Annotated in this window: 23 protein-coding genes and 8 tRNA genes; 13 read left to right on the forward strand and 18 right to left on the reverse strand. The window is 64.8% G+C overall.

Annotated elements, in window-relative coordinates; all coding sequences use genetic code 11:
* Positions 1-11: 11 nt before the first annotated feature.
* Both pnpS and AC27E8_RS08970 read right to left on the reverse strand, forming a co-directional pair.
* Complete coding sequence (gene pnpS / locus AC27E8_RS08965) at positions 12-1301, reverse strand: two-component system histidine kinase PnpS (RefSeq protein WP_487099255.1); 1290 nt, start codon at positions 1299-1301, stop codon at positions 12-14.
* On the reverse strand, positions 1298-2017 hold the full coding sequence (locus AC27E8_RS08970; protein ID WP_041695476.1) for a response regulator transcription factor: 720 nt from the start codon (positions 2015-2017) through the stop codon (positions 1298-1300). Before AC27E8_RS08970 ends, pnpS begins: the two co-directional genes overlap by 4 nt.
* Positions 2018-2162: 145 nt before the next feature.
* Here AC27E8_RS08970 and AC27E8_RS08975 point away from each other — a divergent pair, with 145 nt between their 5' ends.
* Positions 2163-3590: a helix-turn-helix domain-containing protein gene (locus AC27E8_RS08975; protein WP_487099254.1), complete on the forward strand. Its 1428-nt coding sequence runs from the start codon at positions 2163-2165 to the stop codon at positions 3588-3590.
* A 1-nt stretch (position 3591) separates the two neighbouring features.
* On the opposite strand, the gene AC27E8_RS08980 is transcribed toward AC27E8_RS08975, so the two are convergent.
* The 7 genes from AC27E8_RS08980 to AC27E8_RS09010 form a co-directional block, all read right to left on the reverse strand.
* Positions 3592-4002 (reverse strand): hypothetical protein, encoded by a 411-nt coding sequence (locus AC27E8_RS08980; RefSeq protein WP_487099253.1) that lies wholly within the window; start codon positions 4000-4002, stop codon positions 3592-3594.
* A gap of 66 nt (positions 4003-4068) precedes the next feature.
* Entirely contained in the window at positions 4069-4734 is a 666-nt protein-coding gene (locus tag AC27E8_RS08985; RefSeq protein ID WP_487099252.1) for a response regulator, read from the reverse strand.
* A gap of 239 nt (positions 4735-4973) precedes the next feature.
* The gene (gene metK, locus AC27E8_RS08990; RefSeq protein ID WP_041695477.1) at positions 4974-6161 is read right to left on the reverse strand and encodes a methionine adenosyltransferase; all 1188 of its coding nucleotides are present in this window, start codon (positions 6159-6161) and stop codon (positions 4974-4976) included.
* Positions 6162-6299: 138 nt separating this feature from the next.
* Positions 6300-7061: a WecB/TagA/CpsF family glycosyltransferase gene (locus AC27E8_RS08995; protein ID WP_487099251.1), complete on the reverse strand. Its 762-nt coding sequence runs from the start codon at positions 7059-7061 to the stop codon at positions 6300-6302.
* 234 nt (positions 7062-7295) lie between these two features.
* Positions 7296-8483, reverse strand: coding sequence for an MFS transporter (locus AC27E8_RS09000; RefSeq protein WP_487099250.1), 1188 nt, complete (start codon positions 8481-8483; stop codon positions 7296-7298).
* Positions 8480-10222 carry a phospho-sugar mutase gene (locus AC27E8_RS09005; RefSeq protein WP_487099249.1) on the reverse strand — a complete coding sequence of 581 codons (1743 nt, stop codon included), beginning with the start codon at positions 10220-10222 and terminating at the stop codon, positions 8480-8482. The genes AC27E8_RS09000 and AC27E8_RS09005 overlap by 4 nt, the downstream gene beginning before the upstream one ends.
* Positions 10223-10257: 35 nt before the next feature.
* Entirely contained in the window at positions 10258-11079 is an 822-nt protein-coding gene (locus AC27E8_RS09010; RefSeq protein ID WP_487099248.1) for a dienelactone hydrolase family protein, read from the reverse strand.
* A gap of 89 nt (positions 11080-11168) precedes the next feature.
* Here AC27E8_RS09010 and AC27E8_RS09015 point away from each other — a divergent pair, with 89 nt between their 5' ends.
* Positions 11169-11663: a MogA/MoaB family molybdenum cofactor biosynthesis protein gene (locus AC27E8_RS09015; protein WP_487099247.1), complete on the forward strand. Its 495-nt coding sequence runs from the start codon at positions 11169-11171 to the stop codon at positions 11661-11663.
* Positions 11664-11689: 26 nt separating this feature from the next.
* Here AC27E8_RS09015 and proC read toward each other — a convergent pair whose 3' ends face one another.
* Both proC and AC27E8_RS09025 read right to left on the reverse strand, forming a co-directional pair.
* Positions 11690-12508 carry a pyrroline-5-carboxylate reductase gene (gene proC, locus AC27E8_RS09020; RefSeq protein WP_487099246.1) on the reverse strand — a complete coding sequence of 273 codons (819 nt, stop codon included), beginning with the start codon at positions 12506-12508 and terminating at the stop codon, positions 11690-11692.
* A 25-nt stretch (positions 12509-12533) separates the two neighbouring features.
* Positions 12534-13310, reverse strand: a complete 777-nt coding sequence (locus AC27E8_RS09025) for an alpha/beta hydrolase family protein (RefSeq protein ID WP_487099245.1) — start codon at positions 13308-13310, stop codon at positions 12534-12536.
* Between the two features lie 207 nt (positions 13311-13517).
* Between AC27E8_RS09025 and AC27E8_RS09030 the strand changes: the two genes are divergently transcribed.
* The 8 genes from AC27E8_RS09030 to AC27E8_RS09065 all read left to right on the forward strand — a co-directional run bounded on the left by AC27E8_RS09030 (position 13518) and on the right by AC27E8_RS09065 (position 14310).
* Positions 13518-13602 (forward strand) — tRNA-Tyr (locus AC27E8_RS09030).
* 47 nt (positions 13603-13649) lie between these two features.
* A tRNA-His gene (locus AC27E8_RS09035) sits at positions 13650-13725 on the forward strand.
* A gap of 5 nt (positions 13726-13730) precedes the next feature.
* Positions 13731-13804: transfer RNA gene (locus AC27E8_RS09040), tRNA-Gln, on the forward strand.
* Between the two features lie 54 nt (positions 13805-13858).
* A tRNA-Ala gene (locus tag AC27E8_RS09045) sits at positions 13859-13934 on the forward strand.
* 5 nt (positions 13935-13939) lie between these two features.
* A tRNA-Asn gene (locus tag AC27E8_RS09050) sits at positions 13940-14014 on the forward strand.
* A gap of 4 nt (positions 14015-14018) precedes the next feature.
* Positions 14019-14093 (forward strand) — tRNA-Glu (locus AC27E8_RS09055).
* Between the two features lie 62 nt (positions 14094-14155).
* Positions 14156-14231 (forward strand) — tRNA-Met (locus tag AC27E8_RS09060).
* Positions 14232-14234: 3 nt separating this feature from the next.
* Positions 14235-14310: transfer RNA gene (locus AC27E8_RS09065), tRNA-Phe, on the forward strand.
* 12 nt (positions 14311-14322) lie between these two features.
* Here AC27E8_RS09065 and AC27E8_RS09070 read toward each other — a convergent pair.
* A complete protein-coding gene (locus AC27E8_RS09070) occupies positions 14323-14520 on the reverse strand; it encodes a hypothetical protein (protein WP_487099244.1) in 198 nt (65 codons plus the stop codon).
* Between the two features lie 97 nt (positions 14521-14617).
* Between AC27E8_RS09070 and AC27E8_RS09075 the strand changes: the two genes are divergently transcribed.
* On the forward strand, positions 14618-14959 hold the full coding sequence (locus tag AC27E8_RS09075; protein ID WP_487099243.1) for a hypothetical protein: 342 nt from the start codon (positions 14618-14620) through the stop codon (positions 14957-14959).
* A 75-nt stretch (positions 14960-15034) separates the two neighbouring features.
* On the opposite strand, the gene AC27E8_RS09080 is transcribed toward AC27E8_RS09075, so the two are convergent.
* The 4 genes from AC27E8_RS09080 to AC27E8_RS09095 form a co-directional block, all read right to left on the reverse strand.
* A complete protein-coding gene (locus AC27E8_RS09080) occupies positions 15035-15904 on the reverse strand; it encodes a PhzF family phenazine biosynthesis protein (RefSeq protein ID WP_487099242.1) in 870 nt (289 codons plus the stop codon).
* A 17-nt stretch (positions 15905-15921) separates the two neighbouring features.
* The gene (locus tag AC27E8_RS09085) at positions 15922-17610 is read right to left on the reverse strand and encodes an ABC1 kinase family protein (RefSeq protein ID WP_487099241.1); all 1689 of its coding nucleotides are present in this window, start codon (positions 17608-17610) and stop codon (positions 15922-15924) included.
* A gap of 67 nt (positions 17611-17677) precedes the next feature.
* Positions 17678-18055: a phasin family protein gene (locus tag AC27E8_RS09090; RefSeq protein ID WP_487099240.1), complete on the reverse strand. Its 378-nt coding sequence runs from the start codon at positions 18053-18055 to the stop codon at positions 17678-17680.
* A 66-nt stretch (positions 18056-18121) separates the two neighbouring features.
* Positions 18122-18859, reverse strand: coding sequence for a pseudouridine synthase (locus AC27E8_RS09095; RefSeq protein WP_487099239.1), 738 nt, complete (start codon positions 18857-18859; stop codon positions 18122-18124).
* Between the two features lie 111 nt (positions 18860-18970).
* Here AC27E8_RS09095 and AC27E8_RS09100 point away from each other — a divergent pair, with 111 nt between their 5' ends.
* Positions 18971-19180: a hypothetical protein gene (locus AC27E8_RS09100; RefSeq protein WP_041695935.1), complete on the forward strand. Its 210-nt coding sequence runs from the start codon at positions 18971-18973 to the stop codon at positions 19178-19180.
* A gap of 21 nt (positions 19181-19201) precedes the next feature.
* Here AC27E8_RS09100 and AC27E8_RS09105 read toward each other — a convergent pair whose 3' ends face one another.
* A complete protein-coding gene (locus AC27E8_RS09105; protein ID WP_014465600.1) occupies positions 19202-19474 on the reverse strand; it encodes a YuzB family protein in 273 nt (90 codons plus the stop codon).
* Positions 19475-19648: 174 nt separating this feature from the next.
* Positions 19649-19813, reverse strand: coding sequence for a hypothetical protein (locus AC27E8_RS09110; protein ID WP_487099293.1), 165 nt, complete (start codon positions 19811-19813; stop codon positions 19649-19651).
* Between AC27E8_RS09110 and AC27E8_RS09115 the strand changes: the two genes are divergently transcribed.
* Positions 19761-20390, forward strand: a complete 630-nt coding sequence (locus AC27E8_RS09115; protein ID WP_487099289.1) for a peptidoglycan-binding domain-containing protein — start codon at positions 19761-19763, stop codon at positions 20388-20390. The genes AC27E8_RS09110 and AC27E8_RS09115 overlap by 53 nt on opposite strands.
* The last annotated feature ends 4 nt before the right edge of the window (positions 20391-20394 follow it).

Here is a 20394-nt window from a genome sequence, read left to right on the forward strand (position 1 = left end):
CGATTAGGCCATCACGGCCGCGCGTCGAGCCTGGAGAGCGTGAACCAGAAGTCGCTCCCCTTGCCCTCCTCGCTCTCGACGCCGACCTCGCCGCCGAGCGCGGTGACGATGTGCTTGACGATGGCGAGCCCGAGTCCCGTCCCGCCGGAGGCCCGGCTGCGGTCCTTGTGCACGCGGTAAAACCTCTCGAACACCCGCGGCAAGGACTCCTTGGGAATCCCGATGCCGTTGTCCTTCACGTGCACCTTCACCCGATCCACCAGGACGTCCCAGGTGACACAGACGCGGCTCTTGGGCGGCGAGTAGTGGATGGCATTCGTCAGCAGGTTGAGAAACACCTGCAGCAGGAGATCCGGCTCGGCCCAGACGTGCAGGCGCTGCTCGCGCGGCAACTCGATGGTGATTTCCTTTTCGTCCGCGACAGGCCTGACGCGATCCACGGCGCGCACGAGCACCTCGTACAGGTCCACGGCGACGGGATCGACGTGACTGTCGCTCGCCTCGAGCTTCGAGAGCTCGAGCAGGTCCGAGACGAGGTTGCCCATGCGGAGCGACTCCTCATAGATGGTGCGCAGAAACTTTTCGCGCGCCTCCTCGTCCACTTCGCCGTCGAGCAGCGTCTCGGCGAAGCCGCGAATCGCGGCGATGGGCGTCTTCAGCTCGTGCGAGACGTTGGCGACGAAGTCGCTCCGCATGCGCTCGAGGCGGCGCCACTCGGAGACATCGTTCACGAGCATGAGCACGTCGTGCCGACCGTCGGCCTTACTGCGCATGCGGGGCGCCGCAGAGATGGGCACGAGGCGCACGGCGACGGTGACGCCCTCGCGGATCTGGAACTCCCCGGACCAGGGCGTGCCGAAGAGAAGGGCGTGATCAATCGCCGAGCCGAGCTGGTAGTTGCGGAAGACGGTCCAATGGTCCCGGTCCTTCCACTGCTCCGCGGGCCGGCGGAACAGACGTTCGGCGGCGTGATTGACCATCTGCACCTGGCCGTCGCTTCTCAGGTAGATGACGCCAGTGGTCATGTTCTGCAGGATATGCCGAAGAATATCCCGCTCCTGCGACAGATCCGCGAGCGTCTCCTGGATGCGCTCGGCCATGCGGTTGAAGTGGCGGAAGATGGCGATCTCGGCGGGGCGGCTCCGATACTCGTACATGCGCACGTCGTAGCGGCCCTGAACGATGGCGTCCATGGCGTCGAGCAGGTAGCGCCGGAGGCTGCGAAACCAGCTCATCTGCCAGATTGCGAACAGCCCGCCGATGGCGAGGCCGACGCCGAGCCCGATGGCAAACGCGATCATGACCCGGACGTGCCTTCCGTGAACTTGTATCCAATGCCCCGCACGGTGCGAATGTACTTGGGATTCTTGGAATCCTCCTCAATCTTTTCGCGAAGATGCGAGACATGGACGTCGACGATGCGGGTGTCCGTGGCCGCGCTGTAGCCCCAGACCCGGTCCAGAAGCTGATCTCTCGACAGCACGTGCTCCGGATTCTCCATGAAATATTGCAGAAGTTCGAATTCCTTGGGCGTAAATTCCACGAGTTGCCCCCGTACCCGGACCTCGTGGCGCGCCACGTCCATCACGATGTTGCCCGCGCGCAGCACCTTTCCGCTCGATGCGGGCTGGGTATCCTCTTCTCGGCTCTCGGTGCGGCGCAGCACCGCCCTGGCTCGCGCGACGAGCTCCCGCGGGCTGAACGGCTTGGTGACGTAGTCGTCCGCGCCGAGCTCGAGGCCGAGCACGAGATCCACCTCCTCGTCCCGCGCGGTCAGGAGGATGATGGGGATCTTGACGCCCTCCTGGCGCAGACGCCGGCACACTTCGAGGCCGTCCATCCCCGGCAGCATCAGGTCGAGCACGACGAGATCATACTTCGACGCACCCTGCTTCAGCTTCTCGTACGCGACGCGGCCGTCGTCCACCGTTTCCACGTCAAACCCCGAGCGACTGAAGTTGTATTCCACCAAGGTGCGAATGGACGCCTCGTCGTCCACCACCAACACGGTAGGCACACGTTTTCCCTCCGCTCACTGGTACTGGCCTTATTGTAGCAAGAAGCGACAGACCGAGGCCACGATCAGGATGGAGAATTCCTTTGAATCTTGTCAAATCCATGCCAATATGTGAAACTTAATTCGGAAGCTAGAGGAAGTGGGTGTGGACGTGTCGATAGGAGAAGCCATCCGAACCCTCCGCACAGCGCGCGGACTGAGCCAGGCGGATCTGGCGGATGATCTCGCCAGCCCAGACCTGATCGACGAACTCGAATCGGGCCGAGCCCTTGCACCGTACCCGCTCCTCATCCGAGTGGCGGATCGCCTCGGCGAGCCCATCGACAAGCTGGTGGCCGGCGCGGATCCGCACGCCCTGCTCCAGGCGGCCATCCGCGTCGCCCAGTACGACGTGGCCGCGGGACACCCGCATCGCGCGCGCGACATCCTCACGCATTTGCCGGAGGCGTCGTTCCACACGCGCAGCCTGAGTGAATACCGGCTCGCGCTCGCGCGCGCCCTGCGAGGCCTCGGCGAAGAGGAAGAGGCGGTGGCGCTGCTCATCCCGCTCGCCGAGGCGGCGCAAGGCGCGAACGATCCGCGCATCGCGTTTTACGCCTTGCGGGAACTCGGCTTTGCGGAGTGCGATCGCGGCAACGTCCCCGGCGCCGTGCGCCTGTGGAAGGACGCCCTCGCGCGCGTCGACGCCCTTGCGGCCACGCACGCCATTCCGTCGCACGAGCTCCACGCGCTGGCGCTGGAACTGTACCTCCACCTCGACGATCTCGACCCCCACGACGAGGGCTTCGACATCCCGTGGCGGCGCACGAGCTTCGATCCGCAGCCGCGCCTGCGGGCCGAATTTTCGCCTGCGGACGCCGCGCTGCCGGTGTCCAAGCCCCCATCGGCGCCTACGGATAGGCCCTACCTCGCCGCGGCGGAGCGGATGGCAGCCTCGGCGCCGGCGCTTTTCGTCGTGTCCGAACAGCTCATCGCGGACGCGCTGTGTCACCTCGCCGTCGATCCCGCGCAGGCGAAGGCGCTCGCGGAGCAGGCATCGACCCTGCTGTTTGTCGGCCGGCTCGCCGAGGCCCAAGCGTCACTGCACGCGCGCCTGTTTGCGAGGGACCGTGCCGCGGTAAGCTTGTCCACCCGGCTCCGGCACGCGTACCTCATGACCGCCGTCTCGCCCGGGCGCGATCTCGCCGCGTTCGCCGACGAGATCGCCCGCCTGTTGGACGAGGGGGAGATCGACCGCGCAACGACCTTACTCGAAAGCGCGCAGGCCATTGCGGCCGAACTGCCAGACCTTGAGGACCTCACCGCGAAGCGGGCGCGGCTTAAGCTCAACCTCCTCGACATGGAGGCCGCCTACGCCAAGCGGCCGCGCGAGCGGGCGTCGCTGCGCAAACGGCTCATCGCGTACGAGCAGTCGTTCCCCGAGTGGGGCGATGCAGCCCTCCACCGCCGGGCCTGCCAGCTGCTCATCCGCTGGCTCGCGGAGGCGCGCGAGTTCGAACTCGCGCTTCGCTATGTGCAGAAGCTCGACGTGTTGAGCCGCGAGCCGCGCCCGCCGGTGCCGTTTGTCTTCTGACTCAAAGCGCGGCGCAGGTGCGGATGACGTCGCCCACCACGTGGATCACGTGGACGCGCACGTCCGGCGCGGAGCCCAGGCGGATGGCGGCCACCTCTCGGTCCGCCTCCGCCCTGTTCGCCACCGCGAGATACACCACTTCGCAGGCCATCTTCGGCGCCAACCGCTCGACGATGGCCCGCGCCTCATCCGCAGGCGCCACGTCGATCACGACCACGCGAGATATCGGGCGCCGCCACCGCGCACAAGCCCTCCGCAACACGCCCTCCACGGCGCCGCCGCAGCCCTCGGCCACCAGGACAAGCCACTCGCTCTCCTGCGACCCAGCCGTCGCCCCGCCCGCCCATCGTCCCGCCAGCGCGCATGCCAAATACACGACCACCGCCGCGGCAAACGCTATCGCCACCCACATGCGGGCTCACCCCCTTGCCCCAGCGTATGCACCGGAGCGAGAGGGGGCCCTTGCGGCCTTCCACTTTCAAAGCTGATCCGGCAGGATCCACCGCTCCCTGTACGCGTGCAGCACCGCCTGGCTCCTGTCCGACACGTGGAGCTTCGCCAGAATGTGCGACACGTGATTTTTCGCCGTCTTGAGCGTGATGTGAAGCGACTCCGCAATCTGTTCATTCGACTTGCCCGCGGCCATCTGGCACAGCACGTCAAACTCGCGCGCCGTCAGAAGGTCCTTCCATCCGTCGTTCGGCTTGGCGTACCGTTCGATCTCGCCGAGCACCGCGCGCATCACCTGCGGGTGCACCATGGCGCGGCCCTCGTGCGCCTCGCGGATGGCGCGCAGCAGGTCCTCCATCGGCGCGTCCTTCACGATGTAGCCGCTCACCCCTGCACGCACCGCCTCGAGCACCACGGGCGACTGCTCGTGCATGGTCAACACCACAATTTTTGGGCGCCAGGCGAGCAGAGGCGCGGCCTTGAGCACGCAGAGGCCGTCGACCTCAGGCATCGTGATGTCAAGCAGCAGCACATCCGGGCGTACATGCTCGACGTCGCGCAACACCTCGTGGCCGTTCGCCCAAACGGCCACCACCTCGATATCCGATTCGTACGCCAACAAGTCCGCCAAGGTCAGGCGGTATTCCGCATTGTCGTCCGCAATGGCAACGCGGATGGGCAGTTCGTTGGTCATTCCATCCCCCTTGTTCAAAGCAACCCCGAATGTCCAATCTCTTGCACTTGATGATACCAGATTCCCGCCCAGGCGCGCGCGACGGCAAAAAAATGCCCTCCGGCATAAGGCCGGAAGGCACACATCATGGGGTGTAAGGGTGATGTCACATACATTCGATGCCAAAAGCGGTGTTTGTGAGGGTCCACTGGCGCCGCGACAAACTTTTGTCAGCGCCGGCAACGCGCTCGGCTCGCCGCTCAGCTCAGCGCGAGGCGGCGGATCTCCTCCACCTTGTCCGTGCGCTCCCACGGGAGATCGATGTCCGTGCGGCCGAAGTGGCCATACGCCGCCGTCTGGCGGTAGATCGGCCGGCGCAGGTCGAGATCGCGAATGATGGCCGCCGGGCGAAGGTCAAACACCTCGCGGACAATCTCGACGATTTTCTCGTCGCTCACCTGCCCGGTTCCGTAGGTGTCCACCGAGATGGACACGGGCCGCGCGACGCCGATGGCGTACGCGAGCTGGATCTCGCACTTCCTTGCGAGCCCGGCCGCGACGATGTTCTTCGCGACGTAACGAGCCGCATATGCGGCGCTGCGGTCGACCTTCGTCGGATCCTTGCCCGAGAAAGCGCCGCCGCCGTGGCGCGCGTACCCGCCGTACGTGTCGACGATGATCTTGCGGCCCGTGAGCCCAGCGTCGCCCTGCGGCCCGCCAATCACAAACCGGCCCGTCGGGTTGATGAGATACTTCGTGTTCTCGTCCAGCCACTCCGGCGGGACAATCGGGCGAATGACGCGCTCAATCATGTCGCGTTCGACGGTCTGAAGCGTGGTCTGCTCGTCGTGCTGCGTGGAGATGACAATCGTGTCCACCCGCACGGGCCGATCGCCCTCGTACTCGATGGTCACCTGCGTCTTGCCGTCGGGCCGCAGGTAGGTGAGCTCGCCGCTCTTCCGCACTTCCGCGAGGCGGCGCGCCAGCCGGTGCGCGAGCGAGATGGGCAGCGGCATGAGTTCGGGCGTCTCATCGCACGCGAAGCCGAACATGAGCCCCTGATCGCCCGCGCCGATCTCGTCGATCTGCGCGTCCGTCATGTGCCGAACCTCGAGGGCGCGGTCCACGCCTTGGGCGATGTCCGGCGACTGCTCGTCGATGGACGTGATGACGGCGCACGTCTCGGCGTCGAACCCGAATTTCGCGCGGGTGTAGCCAATCTCCGAGATGGTGCGGCGCACCACCTTCGGGATGTCCACGTAGCAGTTGGTGGTGATCTCGCCGATGACGAGCACAAGCCCCGTCGTCACGGACGTCTCGCACGCGACGCGCGCGAGCGGATCATATGTCAAAATCTCGTCCAACACCGCGTCGGAGATCTGATCGCAAATCTTGTCCGGGTGGCCTTCCGTCACGGATTCCGAGGTAAACAGGCGTCGCTGTGCCAATCTGGAGCCTCCTTTGGCGCACAGAGGATTTGGCAAGCCAGGGGATCCCGCTTGTCCATCGCAAAACAAACCTTATCGTAGTCGATGGCCTCTGGGCAGTCAAGGATTTTTCCTTGACAATGTTGAGGAAGGCTGCGATCACGGCGCCTCGCGCTTCGCCGGCGACGAGATGACCTTCAAGGCGAACCTCGGCAGCGCGAGTTGTCGCCGAAACCGCCTGGGCTCCGTGATGAGCCGGTACAGCCACTCCAGGTTCATGCGGCGAAACGCCTCTGGGGCCCGGCGCACGGTGCCGCCCCAGACGTCGATGGAACCGCCCACGCCCATTCCCACGAGCGGCGGTAGCTTCCCCATCACGTCTCGCAGGAACAACTCCTGACGCGGTTGCCCCATTCCAACGAGCAAAAGATGCGGGCGAAACGCTCGGATCTCTTCGAGAATCCGCCCAAGATCCGGATGCTGAAAATACCCGTGATGTCCCGCAAACGCGTGCGCGGGGTACTCAGCCCTGAGTTTCCCCAGGCACGCAGCGAGCGACGATTCGGTGGCCCCGAGCAGGTACACCCTGAGAGGCCGATTTCGCCGCATGGCCTCGGACAGCACCTGAGGCACGAGTTCCACGCCTGTCACGCGCTCGGGCACTGGGCGCCCCTGCCTGCGAGCTGCCCAGACGACGCCGATGCCGTCTGCGGTGACGAGATCGGCCGAATTGACGAGGCGCAGGAGCGCCTCCTGGCGCTGGCACTGCATGACAAATTCCGGCCCCGCCGTCACCACCAGGTGATGGCCGCCGTCCTCCGTCCAGAAGAGGATCTTCTCCACCGCCTCCGCCATGGTGACGCGGTGGAACCTGACGCCGAGCACGTCCACGACGTCCTTGGCAAATCCCTGCACAGCCACTGGCCTATGCCCCCATCATTCGTTGACGTGTGCCGCCCCGCTCGCCCGGCCGCACCCTCACGCCAGCAACCGGCGCACGGCAAGCTCCAGCGCGATGGCCACCAGGCTGATGGCCGTGCACGCAAGCATGACGCTGGCGATGACGAGGTGAACTACGCGCACCAACCGCGCCTTCACCGTTCCGCCTCCCCGCCCCATCCAGTTGGCCACCATCATGGCCAGTTTCGGGCGAACCTAAACCTCCTCGGCGCCCTGGGGCGCAAGCCGCCGCCGATTCGCCGCGATCACGGCCGCGTTCAGGAGCAGAAGCGCCATGGTCACGTAGAACACCGAGCGGATCCCGTACATCGCGGCGACCTGCCCACCGATGAGCGGCCCGACGAGGTTGCCGAAGAAGGTCGCGCTCGAGTTCAGGCCATACGCGGTCGCCTGCTTGTCTTCCGGCGCGAGCTTGCGCACGAGCGCCTGCAGCGACGGCAGCATGCCGCCGACAAAGAGCCCTAACAGAAACCGGCCGATCAGCAGAAGCCAAAGCGCCTGCGCGAGAGCCTGCGGCACAAACGCGCAGGCGGCGCCGAAGAGCGCGAGCAGCAGGACCCGCTCTTGTCCGACGCGATCGCCCACCCGTCCCAAAGTCGGCGTGCCGATGAGATTCGCAATGCCGCTCGTCGCCACGACAAGCCCTGCGGCAAGGGTGAGGTGCGCGCCGTGGTAGATGCTGCGAGTGAAGATGGTCACAATGGGCTCGATGCTCATCATGGCGAGCTGAGTCATGAACGAGCCGAGAAATACCGGCCAGAGCCCCACGAGGCTTTTCCAGGATCCCCGGGCCTTCGCCCGCGCTCGCCGCGCCCCTTTCGGCTCGTGCACGAACAGGAGCACGATGAGGCTCGCCAGAACGAGCATCGCGCCCGTGAAGAAGAAGCAGCCGCGAAAGCCCAGCCACTCAGCCAGAAGCCCTCCCACGAGCGGCCCGATGAGAGATCCGGCGATGTTGCCAGTCTGAAGCGTGCCGAGCGCGCGCCCGGCGTTCTCCGCCGGGGTCACCGAGGCCTGAAGCGAGATGGCCATGGCGATGAACCCGGAGAAGACGCCGTTCACGAGCCGGAGAACTAAAAGTTGCCACGGGGCCCCGACGAGCCCCATGAGCGCCGTCATCACGCCCATGCCGAAGCCGGCGCGCAACAGCATCGGCTTGCGCCCATACCGGTCCGCGAGCGAGCCCCAGATGGGCTGAAACATGAACGAGGTGACGAACTGCGCGGAAAAGACCCAGCTCGCCCAGTGATCGATGCTCCGCTCCGTGTGGAGCCCGAGCTCGGCCAGGTAGAGCGGAATGAACGGGATGATCTGGCTCATGCCTGCCGCGGCGCAGAAGTTCGCGCACCACAGGATGACGAGCGTCCGCCGCCAAGCCGTCATTCCATGCGCGCCCTCGCCGTGAGCGCCTGGACCAGCTTGTCCAACAGCTCGTCCCGCTCTGCCTCGCTCCTTCCGCGCACGCCGAAGTACATCTTCATCTTCGGCTCCGTGCCCGACGGGCGAATGGCCGCCCAGTGACCGCCTTCAAAGATAAATTTCTGCACGTCCGATACCGGCAGCGTCAAGGGCTCCACGCGATCCGTCCCCGGGAAGCGCCGCTCCCTCGCGAGATAGTCCTCCACGGCGACGAGCGCGAGCCCCGGCACTTCGAGCGGGCGCTCCCGCAGATCCTGGAGCGCGCGCTTCATGCGCTCCACGCCGTCGTGGCCCTCGAGCTCCACGTTGACGAGCTTGTCCCCGTACCAGCCGTATTGCTCATACAAGGAGCGCAACACATCCACGAGCGTCCGGCCGTGCGCCAGGTGCCAGGCCGCCATCTCGGCGATGACGAGCGCGCCCTGCACGCCGTCCTTGTCGCGGACGATGGGCGACACGAGGTACCCGTAACTTTCCTCGTACCCGGCGAGCAGGCGATAGGTCCCGTCCGCCTCGTGGCGCGTGACGCGATCGCCAATGTACTTGAAGCCCGTGAGCGTCTCTTCCACATGAACGCCGTACGATTCCGCGATGTGCTTGCCCATGTCGGACGTGACAATGGTCTTGAACACGATGGGCGGAAGTTGAGCCCCGCCCGTGTCGCGATGACGCTCGCACAGGTAGTGGACGATGAGCGCGCCCACCTGGTTGCCGGTCAAAAGCTGCATGCGCCCGGACGCGTCGCGCACGGCGATCCCGACGCGATCGCAATCGGGGTCATTGCCCATGACGAGATGCGCGCCGACCTCCTCCGCGAGCTTCACGCCGAGCGAGAGCGCCTCCTGTTCCTCCGGATTCGGGCTCTTCACCGTCGAGAAGTCGCCGTCCGGCTGGACCTGCGCCTCGACGAGGTGGACGTCCGTGTAGCCCGCTGCAGAAAGCGCCTCTCGCACCGGGATGTTGCCCGTGCCGTGAAGCGGCGTGTAGACGATGGACAGGCGGGATCGCTCGTCGCCAAGGCGCGGATCCCGGACTTCGCGCACCACCGCCTCGACGTACTTTGCGCGAAGCGACGCTGGAATGAGGGCGAAAAGTCCGCGCGCCTCCGCCTCGTCCCGAGCCAGGTGCGGAACCGCGAATAGATCCTGAATCGTCTCCATACGCGCCTTGATGTCCCGGGCGTCGTCCTCGAGGATCTGCCCTCCGTGCTCGTTGTACACCTTGTAGCCGTTGTACTTGGGCGGGTTGTGGCTGGCGGTGATCATGACGCCCGCCGCGCAGCCGAGATCGCGAACGGCAAACGAAAGCTCCGGGGTCGGGCAGACGACCGGCATCAGATGCGCCCGGATGCCGTACGCCGCGAGCGTCAGGGCCACAGCCTCGGCGAACGTGGCGGAGTTGTGCCGCACGTCGTAGCCAATGGCCACGCCTCGCGTAGCCGCGTCCTCGCCAAAGCGCTCCTTCAAGTGAAGCGCCAGGCCCGCCGTGGCGCGCCGCACTGTGTACACGTTCATCCGGTTCAGCCCCGCGCCCATGATGCCGCGAAGCCCACCCGTGCCAAAATCGAGGTCCGTTCCGAAGCGTTCCTCGATCTCGGCATCGTTGCCGCGAATGCGCTCGAGTTCCGCGCGGAGATCCTCAGGCAGATGCGGTTGTTGCAACCACTGTTCATACGCCTGCTGCGCCTTTGTCACCGTTTCCATCCCTCCCAAATTCCGCGCTCCTACGCGCGGCGAATTCATACGCCCCCAGTCACCTGGTTGAAGAACGTGAGGACTTCCGCGAAGGCCGACCGCGCCGCCCGCGGATGGTAAGACGCCCGCGTGTCGTTGAAGAACGCATGATGCGCGCCTTCGTACACGCGGTACTGAAAGTCCTTCCCCGCCTTTTTCATCTCTTCGGCAAACGCCGGAACCGCGTCCGTGATGCGCGGATCGAGCGATGCGTAGAAGCCGCGCACCGGGCACTGGATGTTAGGAATGCGGTCCGCGCTCGGAGCCTGCCCGTAAAAAATGACCGCGCCCGCGAGCTTCGCATCGAGCGTCGCCAGCCTCGCGGACAGGCCGCCGCCCATGCAGAACCCAACGGAGACCACCGGTTGCCCCTTCGTCATGGGGTACGTGTCCCGCAAAAAGCTCGCGGCAGCCAGCAGATGGTCGTTGTACGCGTCCAGATTCAAACCGCCGAACAGCTGTCCAAACGTGTGGCGAACCGTCGTCCGCTCCGGCTCGGGCAGCGTCTCCAGGGCGCGCTCTCGCTCGGACGCGTCGTGCCACGCCTGAGGCGGTACCGAATCCAGAAACCGCTTCACCGCCTCGATGGCCTCCGGCTCAAGTCCCGGCTTGCGCTTCCCGCCTTCCGCGTACAGATCCGGCGCGAGCGCCACGTACCCTGCCCGGGCAAACCGCTCCACGACGTCCCGGATGTGGTCGTCCACGCCCCAGATCTCCTGAAGCACGATGACGGCCGGTTGTCCATCCGACAACCTGTCGTGATGGGCCAAATACCCCAAATACTTCCCGTTTTCGCCGTATCGAACCCATTCCGTGTGCAGTGCCACGTTTGCCACCTCCACGGTTATTGTGTCACAGTGAGAGGAGAGGCTCAACATGGAAGCGTATGGATTCCACTGCACAGAGGAGGTAAAACATGGACACCATGCGCACGGCCGCCGTGATCACCGTGAGCGACTCCGCGAGTCGAGGCGAGCGCCAAGACGAGAGCGGGCCGCTCCTCGCATCGTTGCTCCGCGAGGCGGGGTTTGACGTGCGCCACGCCGTCGTGGTGCCGGACGATCGCGCCCGCATCGCCGCGCGCCTGCGCGCGCTCGCGCTCGAAGGCGTGCATCTCGTCGCCACCACAGGCGGGACGGGCCTCGGCCCGCGCGACGTGACGCCGGAGGCGACGCGGGACGTGATCGAGCGGGAGATCCCGGGCATCGGCGAGGCGATGCGCGCCTCCGCCTGGCCCAACAAGCCGCACGCCATGCTCTCCCGCCAGACGGCTGGCATCCGCGGCCAGACGCTCATCGTCAACTTCCCGGGCAGCCCCCGCGCCGTGGAGGAGGGGTTCCAAGTGATTGCGCCCATTCTCCGCCACGCGCTCGATCTCGTCACAGGCATCACCGAGCATCGGCCAAACTGAAGCGTCAGAGGGCCTGGGGACAAGCCTCAGCCCTCGCGCGTGTACTCGCGCCCCATCTCCTCCGCGCGGACGGCCGCCCGCCTCACCGCCTCGACGATGGCTTCATACACCCCGCGCGACTGCATCACCTCGACGCCGGCGTGGGTGGTGCCGTTCGGCGACGTCACGCGGCGGCGCAATTCGCTCGGGCTCAGATCCCACTCGCGCAGAACGTGCGCCGTACCGATGACCGTCTGCACCAGAAGCTTTCGCGCGAGCTCCGGGGCGAAGCCGAGTTCCACGGCCGCCTGTTCCATCGCCTCGAGAAGGTAGCTGATGAACCCTGGCCCGCTGCCGGAAAACGCGGTGGCCGCGTCCATCAGTCCCTCCTCAATCTCCACCACCTGCCCGAGGCCGGCCAGCATCTCGAAGACGCGGCGAAGCTTGTCCCGCGGCACCGTCGAAGGCGCCGACAGCGCGATGGCGCCCATGCCAACCGCCACCGGCACGTTCGGCATGGTGCGGATGATGTACGGATGCCCTCCCGTCGCGCGCTGCATGGCTTCAATGGGAATGCCTGCGGCAAACGACAAGAGCACCTGATCCGACAGATAAGGCCGCAGTTGCTTTAAAACCTCCATCATGTCGTACGGCTTCACCGCGAGAATGACGAGGTCCGCGTCCGCCGCCCGCGCCATCGAGTCGGCGGGCGTGATGCCATACCATTCGCTCAATTCCAATAATCGCTCGCGGCGCGATCGGTTGCAGACGAAGATGTCCCGCGGATCGATCACGCCCTCTTCCACGATCCCTTTGATAAACGACTCGGCCATCGAACCGGCGCCGAGGATAAAAAGCCGCTTCAACCCTCCACCTCCCGTGGGCGCGCGGTCATTGCGACCGGTCCACGTCCGTCAAAAACCGCACGGTTTCCCGAATGACCTCGGCCTCCCAGTGCCGGTTGTTGAACGTGTGATCCGCCTCTTCAATGAGATGAAGCCGCGCGCGCTCGCCGTAGACTTCGTTCTGGTACTTTAGGGACACCTCGTACGGGACGGCCTGATCCTCCATCCCGTGGATGATGAGCACCTTGCCGCGAAACGGCTTGGCTCGCTCAAACGCGTCGATTTGTTTGAGATCTTCGTACAGTCGACGGCCCACGAGATTCCCGCCGAGATCCACGACGTCCGCGTCGGCTGCAGCGCCGAGCGCCTCTGCCTGCTTCTCTGCGATATCGGCCATGTTGCCCGCCGGCGCAAGCAGCACGAGCTTATCCACTTTGTCCGGCTCGTCTCCAGCCACGATGGACGCGACGTAGCCCCCCATGCTGAGGCCGATAAGGCTTACGCGGTCCGGGTCAATGCGGGGATCTCGTCTCACCCAGTCCAAGATGGCCTTCGCGTCTCGGATCTCCGAGGAAGCCGTCATGTCTTGAAACTCACCGTCGGAGTCTCCGCTACCGGCGAAATCGAGGCGGAACGCCGCCACGCCCTCGGCCTCGAGCGCGCGGCTGAGTTTGACGAACAACTGATGAGGCTCGATGTGAGTTCCCGTAAAGCCGTGAAACAAAATCGCGGCAGGCACGGGTCGGTTCGCTGACTCGTCCGGCACGTGCTCCATCCCGCGAAGGACGAGCCCTTCCACTTCGAGCTCGACGGCTCTCTGCATCCCAACACGCTCCCTTGACGGAATCGCCATGGATTTCCCCGAATGGGACAGTTTCCGCACACCATGTTACCACGAAACCGCCGGTCACGCTGGCCACCGCGGACGCAAAAAATCTACGGCGAAGACTTGACTTCACGCGCGGGACCATGGTAATGTACTGAGTGCGCGCGGGACCATCTTCCTCGATGGAACACCGGCGCAGGTCGCGGAGGGGTACCAAAGTGGCCAAATGGGGCGGACTGTAAATCCGTTGCGTAATGCTTCGCAGGTTCGAATCCTGCCCCCTCCACCAGCCCAACGCTTTGGCGTTGGGGTTTGCTTTCCCTTTGATCTTGTGTGGTGAGTGTGGCGAAGGGGTTAACGCACCGGATTGTGGTTCCGGCATGCATGGGTTCGAATCCCATCACTCACCCCAAATGCTGGGGAATAGCCAAGTGGTAAGGCAGCGGTTTTTGGTACCGCGATCGAAGGTTCGAATCCTTCTTCCCCAGCCATTCACGGCGCAGCGAGGACGCGCCCTTCGGCGCCGCCGGGGGCGCGTCCTTTGTGGGGGTATAGCTCAGTTGGGAGAGCACCTGCCTTGCAAGCAGGGGGTCGTCGGTTCGAATCCGGCTACCTCCACCACCCGTTCCTCGATAGCTCAGCGGTAGAGCATCCGGCTGTTAACCGGAGGGTCGCAGGTTCGAATCCTGCTCGGGGAGCCAGCTCGGCCCCATGGTCAAGTGGTTAAGACACCACCCTTTCACGGTGGTAACGGGGGTTCGAATCCCCCTGGGGTCACCAGTGCCCAGGCATGTTCCATGCCTGGGCGTCCGTTTCTCCAACAGGCCATCGCGGCAAAGCGGCGCGGGGTGGAGCAGTCGGCAGCTCGTCGGGCTCATAACCCGAAGGTCGCAGGTTCGAGTCCTGCCCCCGCAACCATGCGGCTCGGTAGCTCAGTCGGTAGAGCAGAGGACTGAAAATCCTCGTGTCGGCGGTTCGATTCCGTCCCGAGCCACCACTCGTTTTTCCCTCAACGCCTTCGGACCAGGTTGTACGCCACAGGCCCTTCCGGCGTCTGGATGACGTCAAACGCGACGTGATCGCCCGGGCGCACATGGCCCAGTCCGGGACAATCTGCGGCGTCAAACGGCAAATCCCCTCCCCCGTGCACGCGGAGTATCCCTTGTCGGCCATTCGGATGCACCAGGCAAATGACGCCCCGCTGCATCGTTGCACCCCCCTCCTTTTCCCGCGCGTGTCGTCTACAATATTCCCGTTCCATCGCGATTCCCTTCGATCACGCTTCAGGGGCGAGGAGGCCAGCCATGGGCACACGGACAGATCCATTGGAAGGATGGAAGCGCTGCGTGGAAGCCGTGCGAGAGGCCGCGGATATCGCGTCGACGTTCGATGGCCGCCTGTCGCACGAGCCCATGGACGGCGGCGTCAGGCTCGTGTTTTCACACCCCGGACGACCCATACGCTCGTTCACCCTCGCGGTGAGCGGACATGCAGGCGAAGTGCGCGTCGACGCGCGCGCTGAGGAGGACGAAGCGAGGGTCTGCGTCTATGAAGGGCTGCCCAAACCGGCGCCCGTGATGCAGGCGGCCATGCAGGCCATTGGGCGGTGGTATGGCGGAGAAGTGCGGCGGTTGGGAACCACGTAAACTCGGCCGTCGACGCCCCGCGCGGCAACCGGGAATGGCGCGGCATGGCCCACCCTCCGCGGCGAGTATCCCCGCTTATTTGGCCACGCGCATCTCGCCGCGGAGCACGGTGACCGCGTGACCTCCCACCCAGACGCGCATCGGCGGACCCGCTTCCACGCGCGTCAGGATGACGCCCGGGCGCCCGAGATTGGCGCCCTGTTCGAACGCCATCTGGCCCGCCTGGACCACACCGCGATCCGCCAGCAGACACGCCAGCGCGCCCGCCGCCGTGCCCGTATGCGGGTCTTCCGCGACACCGACCGCAGGCGCGAAATCGCGGGCCACGGCGACAGCCGACGGATGGGCCGGATCGAGCGCGTACACGTGGACGCAGATGGCTCCAAGCCGCCTCGACACGTCGCGCAGGCGCAATGTGTGCGGTGTCAGGGCGAACAGGGCGTCGCGGGATTTCACGGGCACCATCACCTGCCAAATCCCGGTTGACGCGAGGGCAAACGGCAGCTCTCCGTCGAGATCGTCCTCGCGAAGCCCAAGTGCCTCGAGCAGAACCGGGCGGGCATCGTCCGGCACCTCGCGGAACTTCGGCTCGGCCTGACGCATCCAGACCGGCCCCTCCTCGTCAATCCGCATGGGCAAGATGCCCGCCCTCGTCTCCGCCACGATGTCGCCGACGATGTCTTGTCGCTCGCGCAGCAGATGGAGCGCAGCGATGGTCGCGTGCCCGCAGAGGTCCACCTCCGCCTCCGGCGTATGGTACTGGAACCGGAACCGATCCCGCTCGTACTGGACCACAAACGCCGTCTCCGAGCAGTTCATCTCGCGCGCGATGCGCTGGCGCAGATCGCGCGGCAAGTCTCCCCCGTCGATCACGACCCCGGCGGGATTGCCCGAAAAAGGCTCTTCGGTGAACGCATCCACCTGGAACACTTCGATCTCTCGCACCACCTATCGCTCCTCGGTCATTTGTTTGAACGCCAGATCGAAAGGATCAGCAAAAAGAGCAGAAACAGGCCGACGGCCACGCCGACTTCGGTCGTGGGAAAGGACCAAAGCCTCGCAGGCGATTTCTTCAGCACCGTCGCGATGAGAAGCCCGGTCATAAAGATGCTGAATGCGAGCAGCGTGATGCTAAACGACAGCCGGTTCCCAATGCGCACCAACTGCCGGGTTAGCGCGTCCAGTTCAGCCATTTCGAGCTCGATGCGAATTTTCCCTTGTCGCCAGTGGCGCAGAATGTCCATGACGTGGCGAGGCACGTCGCTCAGAAACTCCAGCCCTTCGACGGCGCCGCGGGCGAGGTACGAGGCGAACTGTCGAGGCCGTGCGCGCTCCTTGAGCAGTGCACGGCCGAACGGTTCTGCGATGTTGAGGATGCGGAAGGACGGATCGAGCCCTTCCACGACGCCCTCGACGGTCACGAGCGCCTTGCCGACGAGGGCGAGATCGGCGGGAATGCGGACGCGATGACGGTAGGCGACGGCAAACAGCTCGCTCACCGCCTCGCCGAGGCTGATCTGGGTGAGCGGAATCTCGTAATACTTTTCGCGCAGGTGATCCACGTCGCGGTACAACCGATGTTCATCGATGTCGTGCGGCACCACGCCCATTCGGTTGAGCACGCGGAGAATGGCGCGCGTGTCCCGGCGCATCAGCGCGATGACGAGCCCGGCCAGGTGCTGCTTCATGTCGGCCGACAGCCGGCCCACCATGCCGAAGTCCATGAACAGGATGCTGTGGTCCGGCAGCACAGCGAGATTGCCCGGATGTGGATCCGCGTGAAACACGCCGTGCACCAACATCTGCGTGAGCACGGCGTGCGTCACGCGCCTGGCGATCTCGTCTGTTCGGTATCCCTTCGCGATGAGCTCGTCCCGATGCTGGAGCTTGATCCCCCGCACGTACTCCATGGTGAGCACGCGGGGCGTCGTGTACTCCCAGTAAATCTCCGGAATCCTCACGTACGAATCGCCCTCGTGGACGCGCCGGAGGCGATCCGCGTTGTGCGCCTCAACCGTGTAATTCAGCTCGTTGAGGAGCGTGTGCCGGAATTCTTCGACCACGCCCGTCAACTCGTAGTACGCGGCCCACTCGAAATGGCGCTCGGCCAGGCGGGCGAGATCCATGAGAATGTCGAGATCGATCTCAATTTTCCGCCGAATGTCCGGGCGCTGGACCTTCACCGCCACCTCGTCGCCATTCTGGAGCTCCGCGCGGTGCACCTGGCCGATGGACGCCGAACCGACCGGCTCCTCGTCAAACGCTCGGAAGACCTCGTCGAGTGGCTGGCCGAGCTCATCTTCCACAATCTTTCGAACCTCAGCAAACGCCACGGGAGGCACGTCGTCCTGGAGCTTGGCAAGCTGCTCGATGAGCTCGGGCGGAAAGACGTCCGCGCGCAAGCTGGCGATTTGACCCAGCTTGACAAACGTCGGCCCGAGCTTCTCGAGCACCACCCGGACGCGCTCGTAGGTCGAGAGCGACTCCCGATCCTCTCGCCCCGAAAACAGCCGGCGAGGCAGCGAAAGCAGATCGAAGAGCCCTATCTCGTCGATGAACCAGCCGAAGCCATTGGCCACCAAGATCTGCGCGATGTCCTTGTAGCGAGACAGATGGCGCACCCGTCTGCCGAGCATGTGTCCTCCGACCATGGTCTACTCCTTTGCGGCGAAAAGCGGCGAAAAGACGAAAAGAAAGGTTGCGCCAACGCGCCGGCGCTCACGCCTGCGGCTCACCAGGATTGCCTAGCCGTGACTCGAGTTCCGCCACGCGCGCGTCGAGCCGCTCAATCATCGCCCGAAGCTGCCGGATCTCGGCCCGCAGCGCCTCCTGATCCTCCCGGATGCCGAGCCTCGTCAGCGTGCGCTGTACGCTCTCCTGGATGGAGTTCTGAAATTCCGCGCGCTCCTTCTCTCCGCGCTCCACCAGCTCTTGCACGAATTCCTTGGTCTGTTGGGGCGTCATGCGCTTCTCCTCGGCCCATTGCCGAGCTGCCTCGGCAATTTTCTCGCTGCTGTACGTGATGAGCCCAATGCCTAAGTCCACCATCTTGCGGAACTGATCTTCGACGTCCATCTCGTGCACCTCCACCGGCATGCTTTTCCTCACCAGGTTTTCTTTTAAGTGTACCACGCGAACCTCGCGTTCGCTTCGAAAAGATGCCTATCTTTCGCCTCTTCCGTCGTAGGCGCGAATCGCCTCGATCTCTTCCTGCGTCAGCCGGCGGTAGTCGCCAGGCTTTAAGGCCGGATCGAGCGACAAAGGGCCCATGCTGATGCGTTTCAGGAAGGTCACGCGCTTGCCAAGCGAGGCGAACATCCGCTTCACTTGGTGGTATTTGCCCTCGTATACCTGGATGACGGCCTCTGACTCCGCGCCGGATCGCAGAATCTCAAGCTCGGCGGGCATCGCCTTATACCCGTCGTCGAGCACCACGCCCTCAGCGAGCGCCCGCGCGTCATCTTCCCCAAGCGCGCCCCGCACGCGGACGAAGTAGCGCTTGGGCACGTGGCGCCGGGGCGCGAGCAGGCGATGGGCCAGCGCGCCGTCGTTGGTGAGCAGGAGAAGCCCTTCGGCGTCCTTGTCGAGGCGCCCGACGGGAAACACGTCCCGCCAGATATCCTCCTCGTCCAGCAGTTCCAGGACAACGGGATCGCGCGGGTCTTCCGTGCTGGACACGTAACCAGGCGGCTTGTACATCATGAAGTAGACGAGCGGCTCGTACGGCACCCATTCCCCGTCCACCTCGAGCACGTCCACGGCTGGATCCGCGTGCTTCGCAGCGTCTTTCACCGTTTCGCCGTTCAGGAGAACGCGGCCGGCGCGGCAAAGCTTTTTGACTTCGCTGCGCGATCCATACCCGGCCGTGGTCAGCCATTTGTCCACTCGAATGGTTGCCATGGTTCTGCCCCCATCGCATCGCTCTGCGTGAGCGGGTTGTGTCTTGCACTCGAAGCGGTACAATAAGATTAGCTCGTTCGCTTGGTGCGAACGGAAAGCGAGGTGTTGGCCATGCATGTGGCGACCATTGTCCTCATTGCGCTGTTGGCCGTCGTGGCTGTGTTTCTCGGCGTGATTGCGTTTGTCGCGCTCACGGTGTGGTGGACGTTCAAGCCTATTCTGGACGTGCTCGGCAAGATTGCGCTCGCGCTCGATCTCGGCCGTTTCCTGTACCGCCACAACCGCTGGCAAGTCTTTCGCCGCGCACGGCATCACGAATAACCAAGAAGCATTCGGCGCGCCTTAGGGCGCGCCTTTTTCGTCCTCTCCTGAGGTGAGCCACCGAAGCACCGCGCGAGCCTCGTCCTCAATCTTCTCCACACACCTCGCTGGATCCGGGTCGTGCACGAGCTTGCCGTTCACGTACGCAAACGCGTGTACCTGGCAGAGGCCGCAGGTGTTGGTGCAATCCGTCTCCAGCACCGTCGCACCCGGCACGCGCCGCTCCGTCTCGCCAAGCCAGCCGCCATGAAGCCGGTTGTTGGCACAGACCTCGATCACGACAAGCCCCTCCATGAGCCTTCCCTCCCGATATCTCTACGAAGTCCATTGTACACCGGTGCGACCTCGTTCTGCCCGAGTGCCTATCCACGCTCGTCCCAGTATGCTCTTTCCCACGCGCAGCGCCCTCTCCAATGAAAATTCAAGGTCGGCATGGAACACTGCGGATGAAGACGAGATAGCAGGAGGTTAGACCATGACGCCAGATGACAAGAAGCTTGCCAAGCTGGCGCGCGAGCGAAAGATGCACCGCTGGCTCACGGCGCTGTCCTGGTCCGTCCCCGCCGTGTCCTTTGGCGGCATGTTTACGATATGGCACGCCATCGCGAAAAGCCCGTCCTCCACTGCGGCCAAGGCGCCATCCACCCAGTCTGCTCAGACGGGAGGCACGCATGTGACCTCGGCGACGGGCCGGACGACGATTCGGACCTCGGCGGCCGCGGATCCCGTAGTGCTCCAGCAGGGTGACAAGGGCAGCAAGGTGGCCGCTCTCCAGCAGGCCCTTTCGACCCTCGGCTTCTTCAACTACGCCATCACGGGAACCTATGGCCCCATCACGGCGGCGGCCGTCGAAGCGTTCCAGGCCGCGGAAGGGCTGACGCCCACCGGCGTGGTGGACGAGCGCACACTCACGGCGTTGCAACAAGCCGTGAAGGCACACGCCACAAGCGCGCTGACAGGCAGCGGTTCATCCAGCAGCGGTTCATCCAGCAGCGGTTCATCCAGCAGCGGTTCATCCAGCAGCGGTTCATCCAGCAGCGGTTCATCCAGCAGCGGTTCATCCAACAGCGGCTCATCTAGCAGCGGCTCATCCAGCAGCGGCTCATCCAGCAGCGGCTCATCCAGCAGCGGTTCATCCAGCAGCGGTTCATCCAGCAGCGGCGGCAGCGCCATGCCGAGCTTTCCGGGCCCTGTGACGTCCGCCTCTTGAGGTG

The sequence above is a fragment of the Alicyclobacillus sp. CIJ1 genome, assembly GCF_057538885.1.

Coding starts and splice junctions, on each gene's coding strand:
- pnpS (WP_487099255.1), bottom strand. CDS start 1,301: ATGATCGCGTTTGCCATCGGGCTCGGCGTCGGCCTCGCCATCGGCGGG.
- AC27E8_RS08980 (WP_487099253.1), bottom strand. CDS start 4,002: ATGTGGGTGGCGATAGCGTTTGCCGCGGCGGTGGTCGTGTATTTGGCA.
- AC27E8_RS08985 (WP_487099252.1), bottom strand. CDS start 4,734: ATGACCAACGAACTGCCCATCCGCGTTGCCATTGCGGACGACAATGCG.
- AC27E8_RS09000 (WP_487099250.1), bottom strand. CDS start 8,483: ATGACGGCTTGGCGGCGGACGCTCGTCATCCTGTGGTGCGCGAACTTC.
- AC27E8_RS09005 (WP_487099249.1), bottom strand. CDS start 10,222: ATGGAAACGGTGACAAAGGCGCAGCAGGCGTATGAACAGTGGTTGCAA.
- AC27E8_RS09015 (WP_487099247.1), top strand. CDS start 11,169: ATGGACACCATGCGCACGGCCGCCGTGATCACCGTGAGCGACTCCGCG.
- AC27E8_RS09025 (WP_487099245.1), bottom strand. CDS start 13,310: ATGCAGAGAGCCGTCGAGCTCGAAGTGGAAGGGCTCGTCCTTCGCGGG.
- AC27E8_RS09070 (WP_487099244.1), bottom strand. CDS start 14,520: ATGCAGCGGGGCGTCATTTGCCTGGTGCATCCGAATGGCCGACAAGGG.
- AC27E8_RS09075 (WP_487099243.1), top strand. CDS start 14,618: ATGGGCACACGGACAGATCCATTGGAAGGATGGAAGCGCTGCGTGGAA.
- AC27E8_RS09085 (WP_487099241.1), bottom strand. CDS start 17,610: ATGGTCGGAGGACACATGCTCGGCAGACGGGTGCGCCATCTGTCTCGC.
- AC27E8_RS09090 (WP_487099240.1), bottom strand. CDS start 18,055: ATGCCGGTGGAGGTGCACGAGATGGACGTCGAAGATCAGTTCCGCAAG.
- AC27E8_RS09095 (WP_487099239.1), bottom strand. CDS start 18,859: ATGGCAACCATTCGAGTGGACAAATGGCTGACCACGGCCGGGTATGGA.
- AC27E8_RS09100 (WP_041695935.1), top strand. CDS start 18,971: ATGCATGTGGCGACCATTGTCCTCATTGCGCTGTTGGCCGTCGTGGCT.
- AC27E8_RS09105 (WP_014465600.1), bottom strand. CDS start 19,474: ATGGAGGGGCTTGTCGTGATCGAGGTCTGTGCCAACAACCGGCTTCAT.
- AC27E8_RS09115 (WP_487099289.1), top strand. CDS start 19,761: ATGTTTACGATATGGCACGCCATCGCGAAAAGCCCGTCCTCCACTGCG.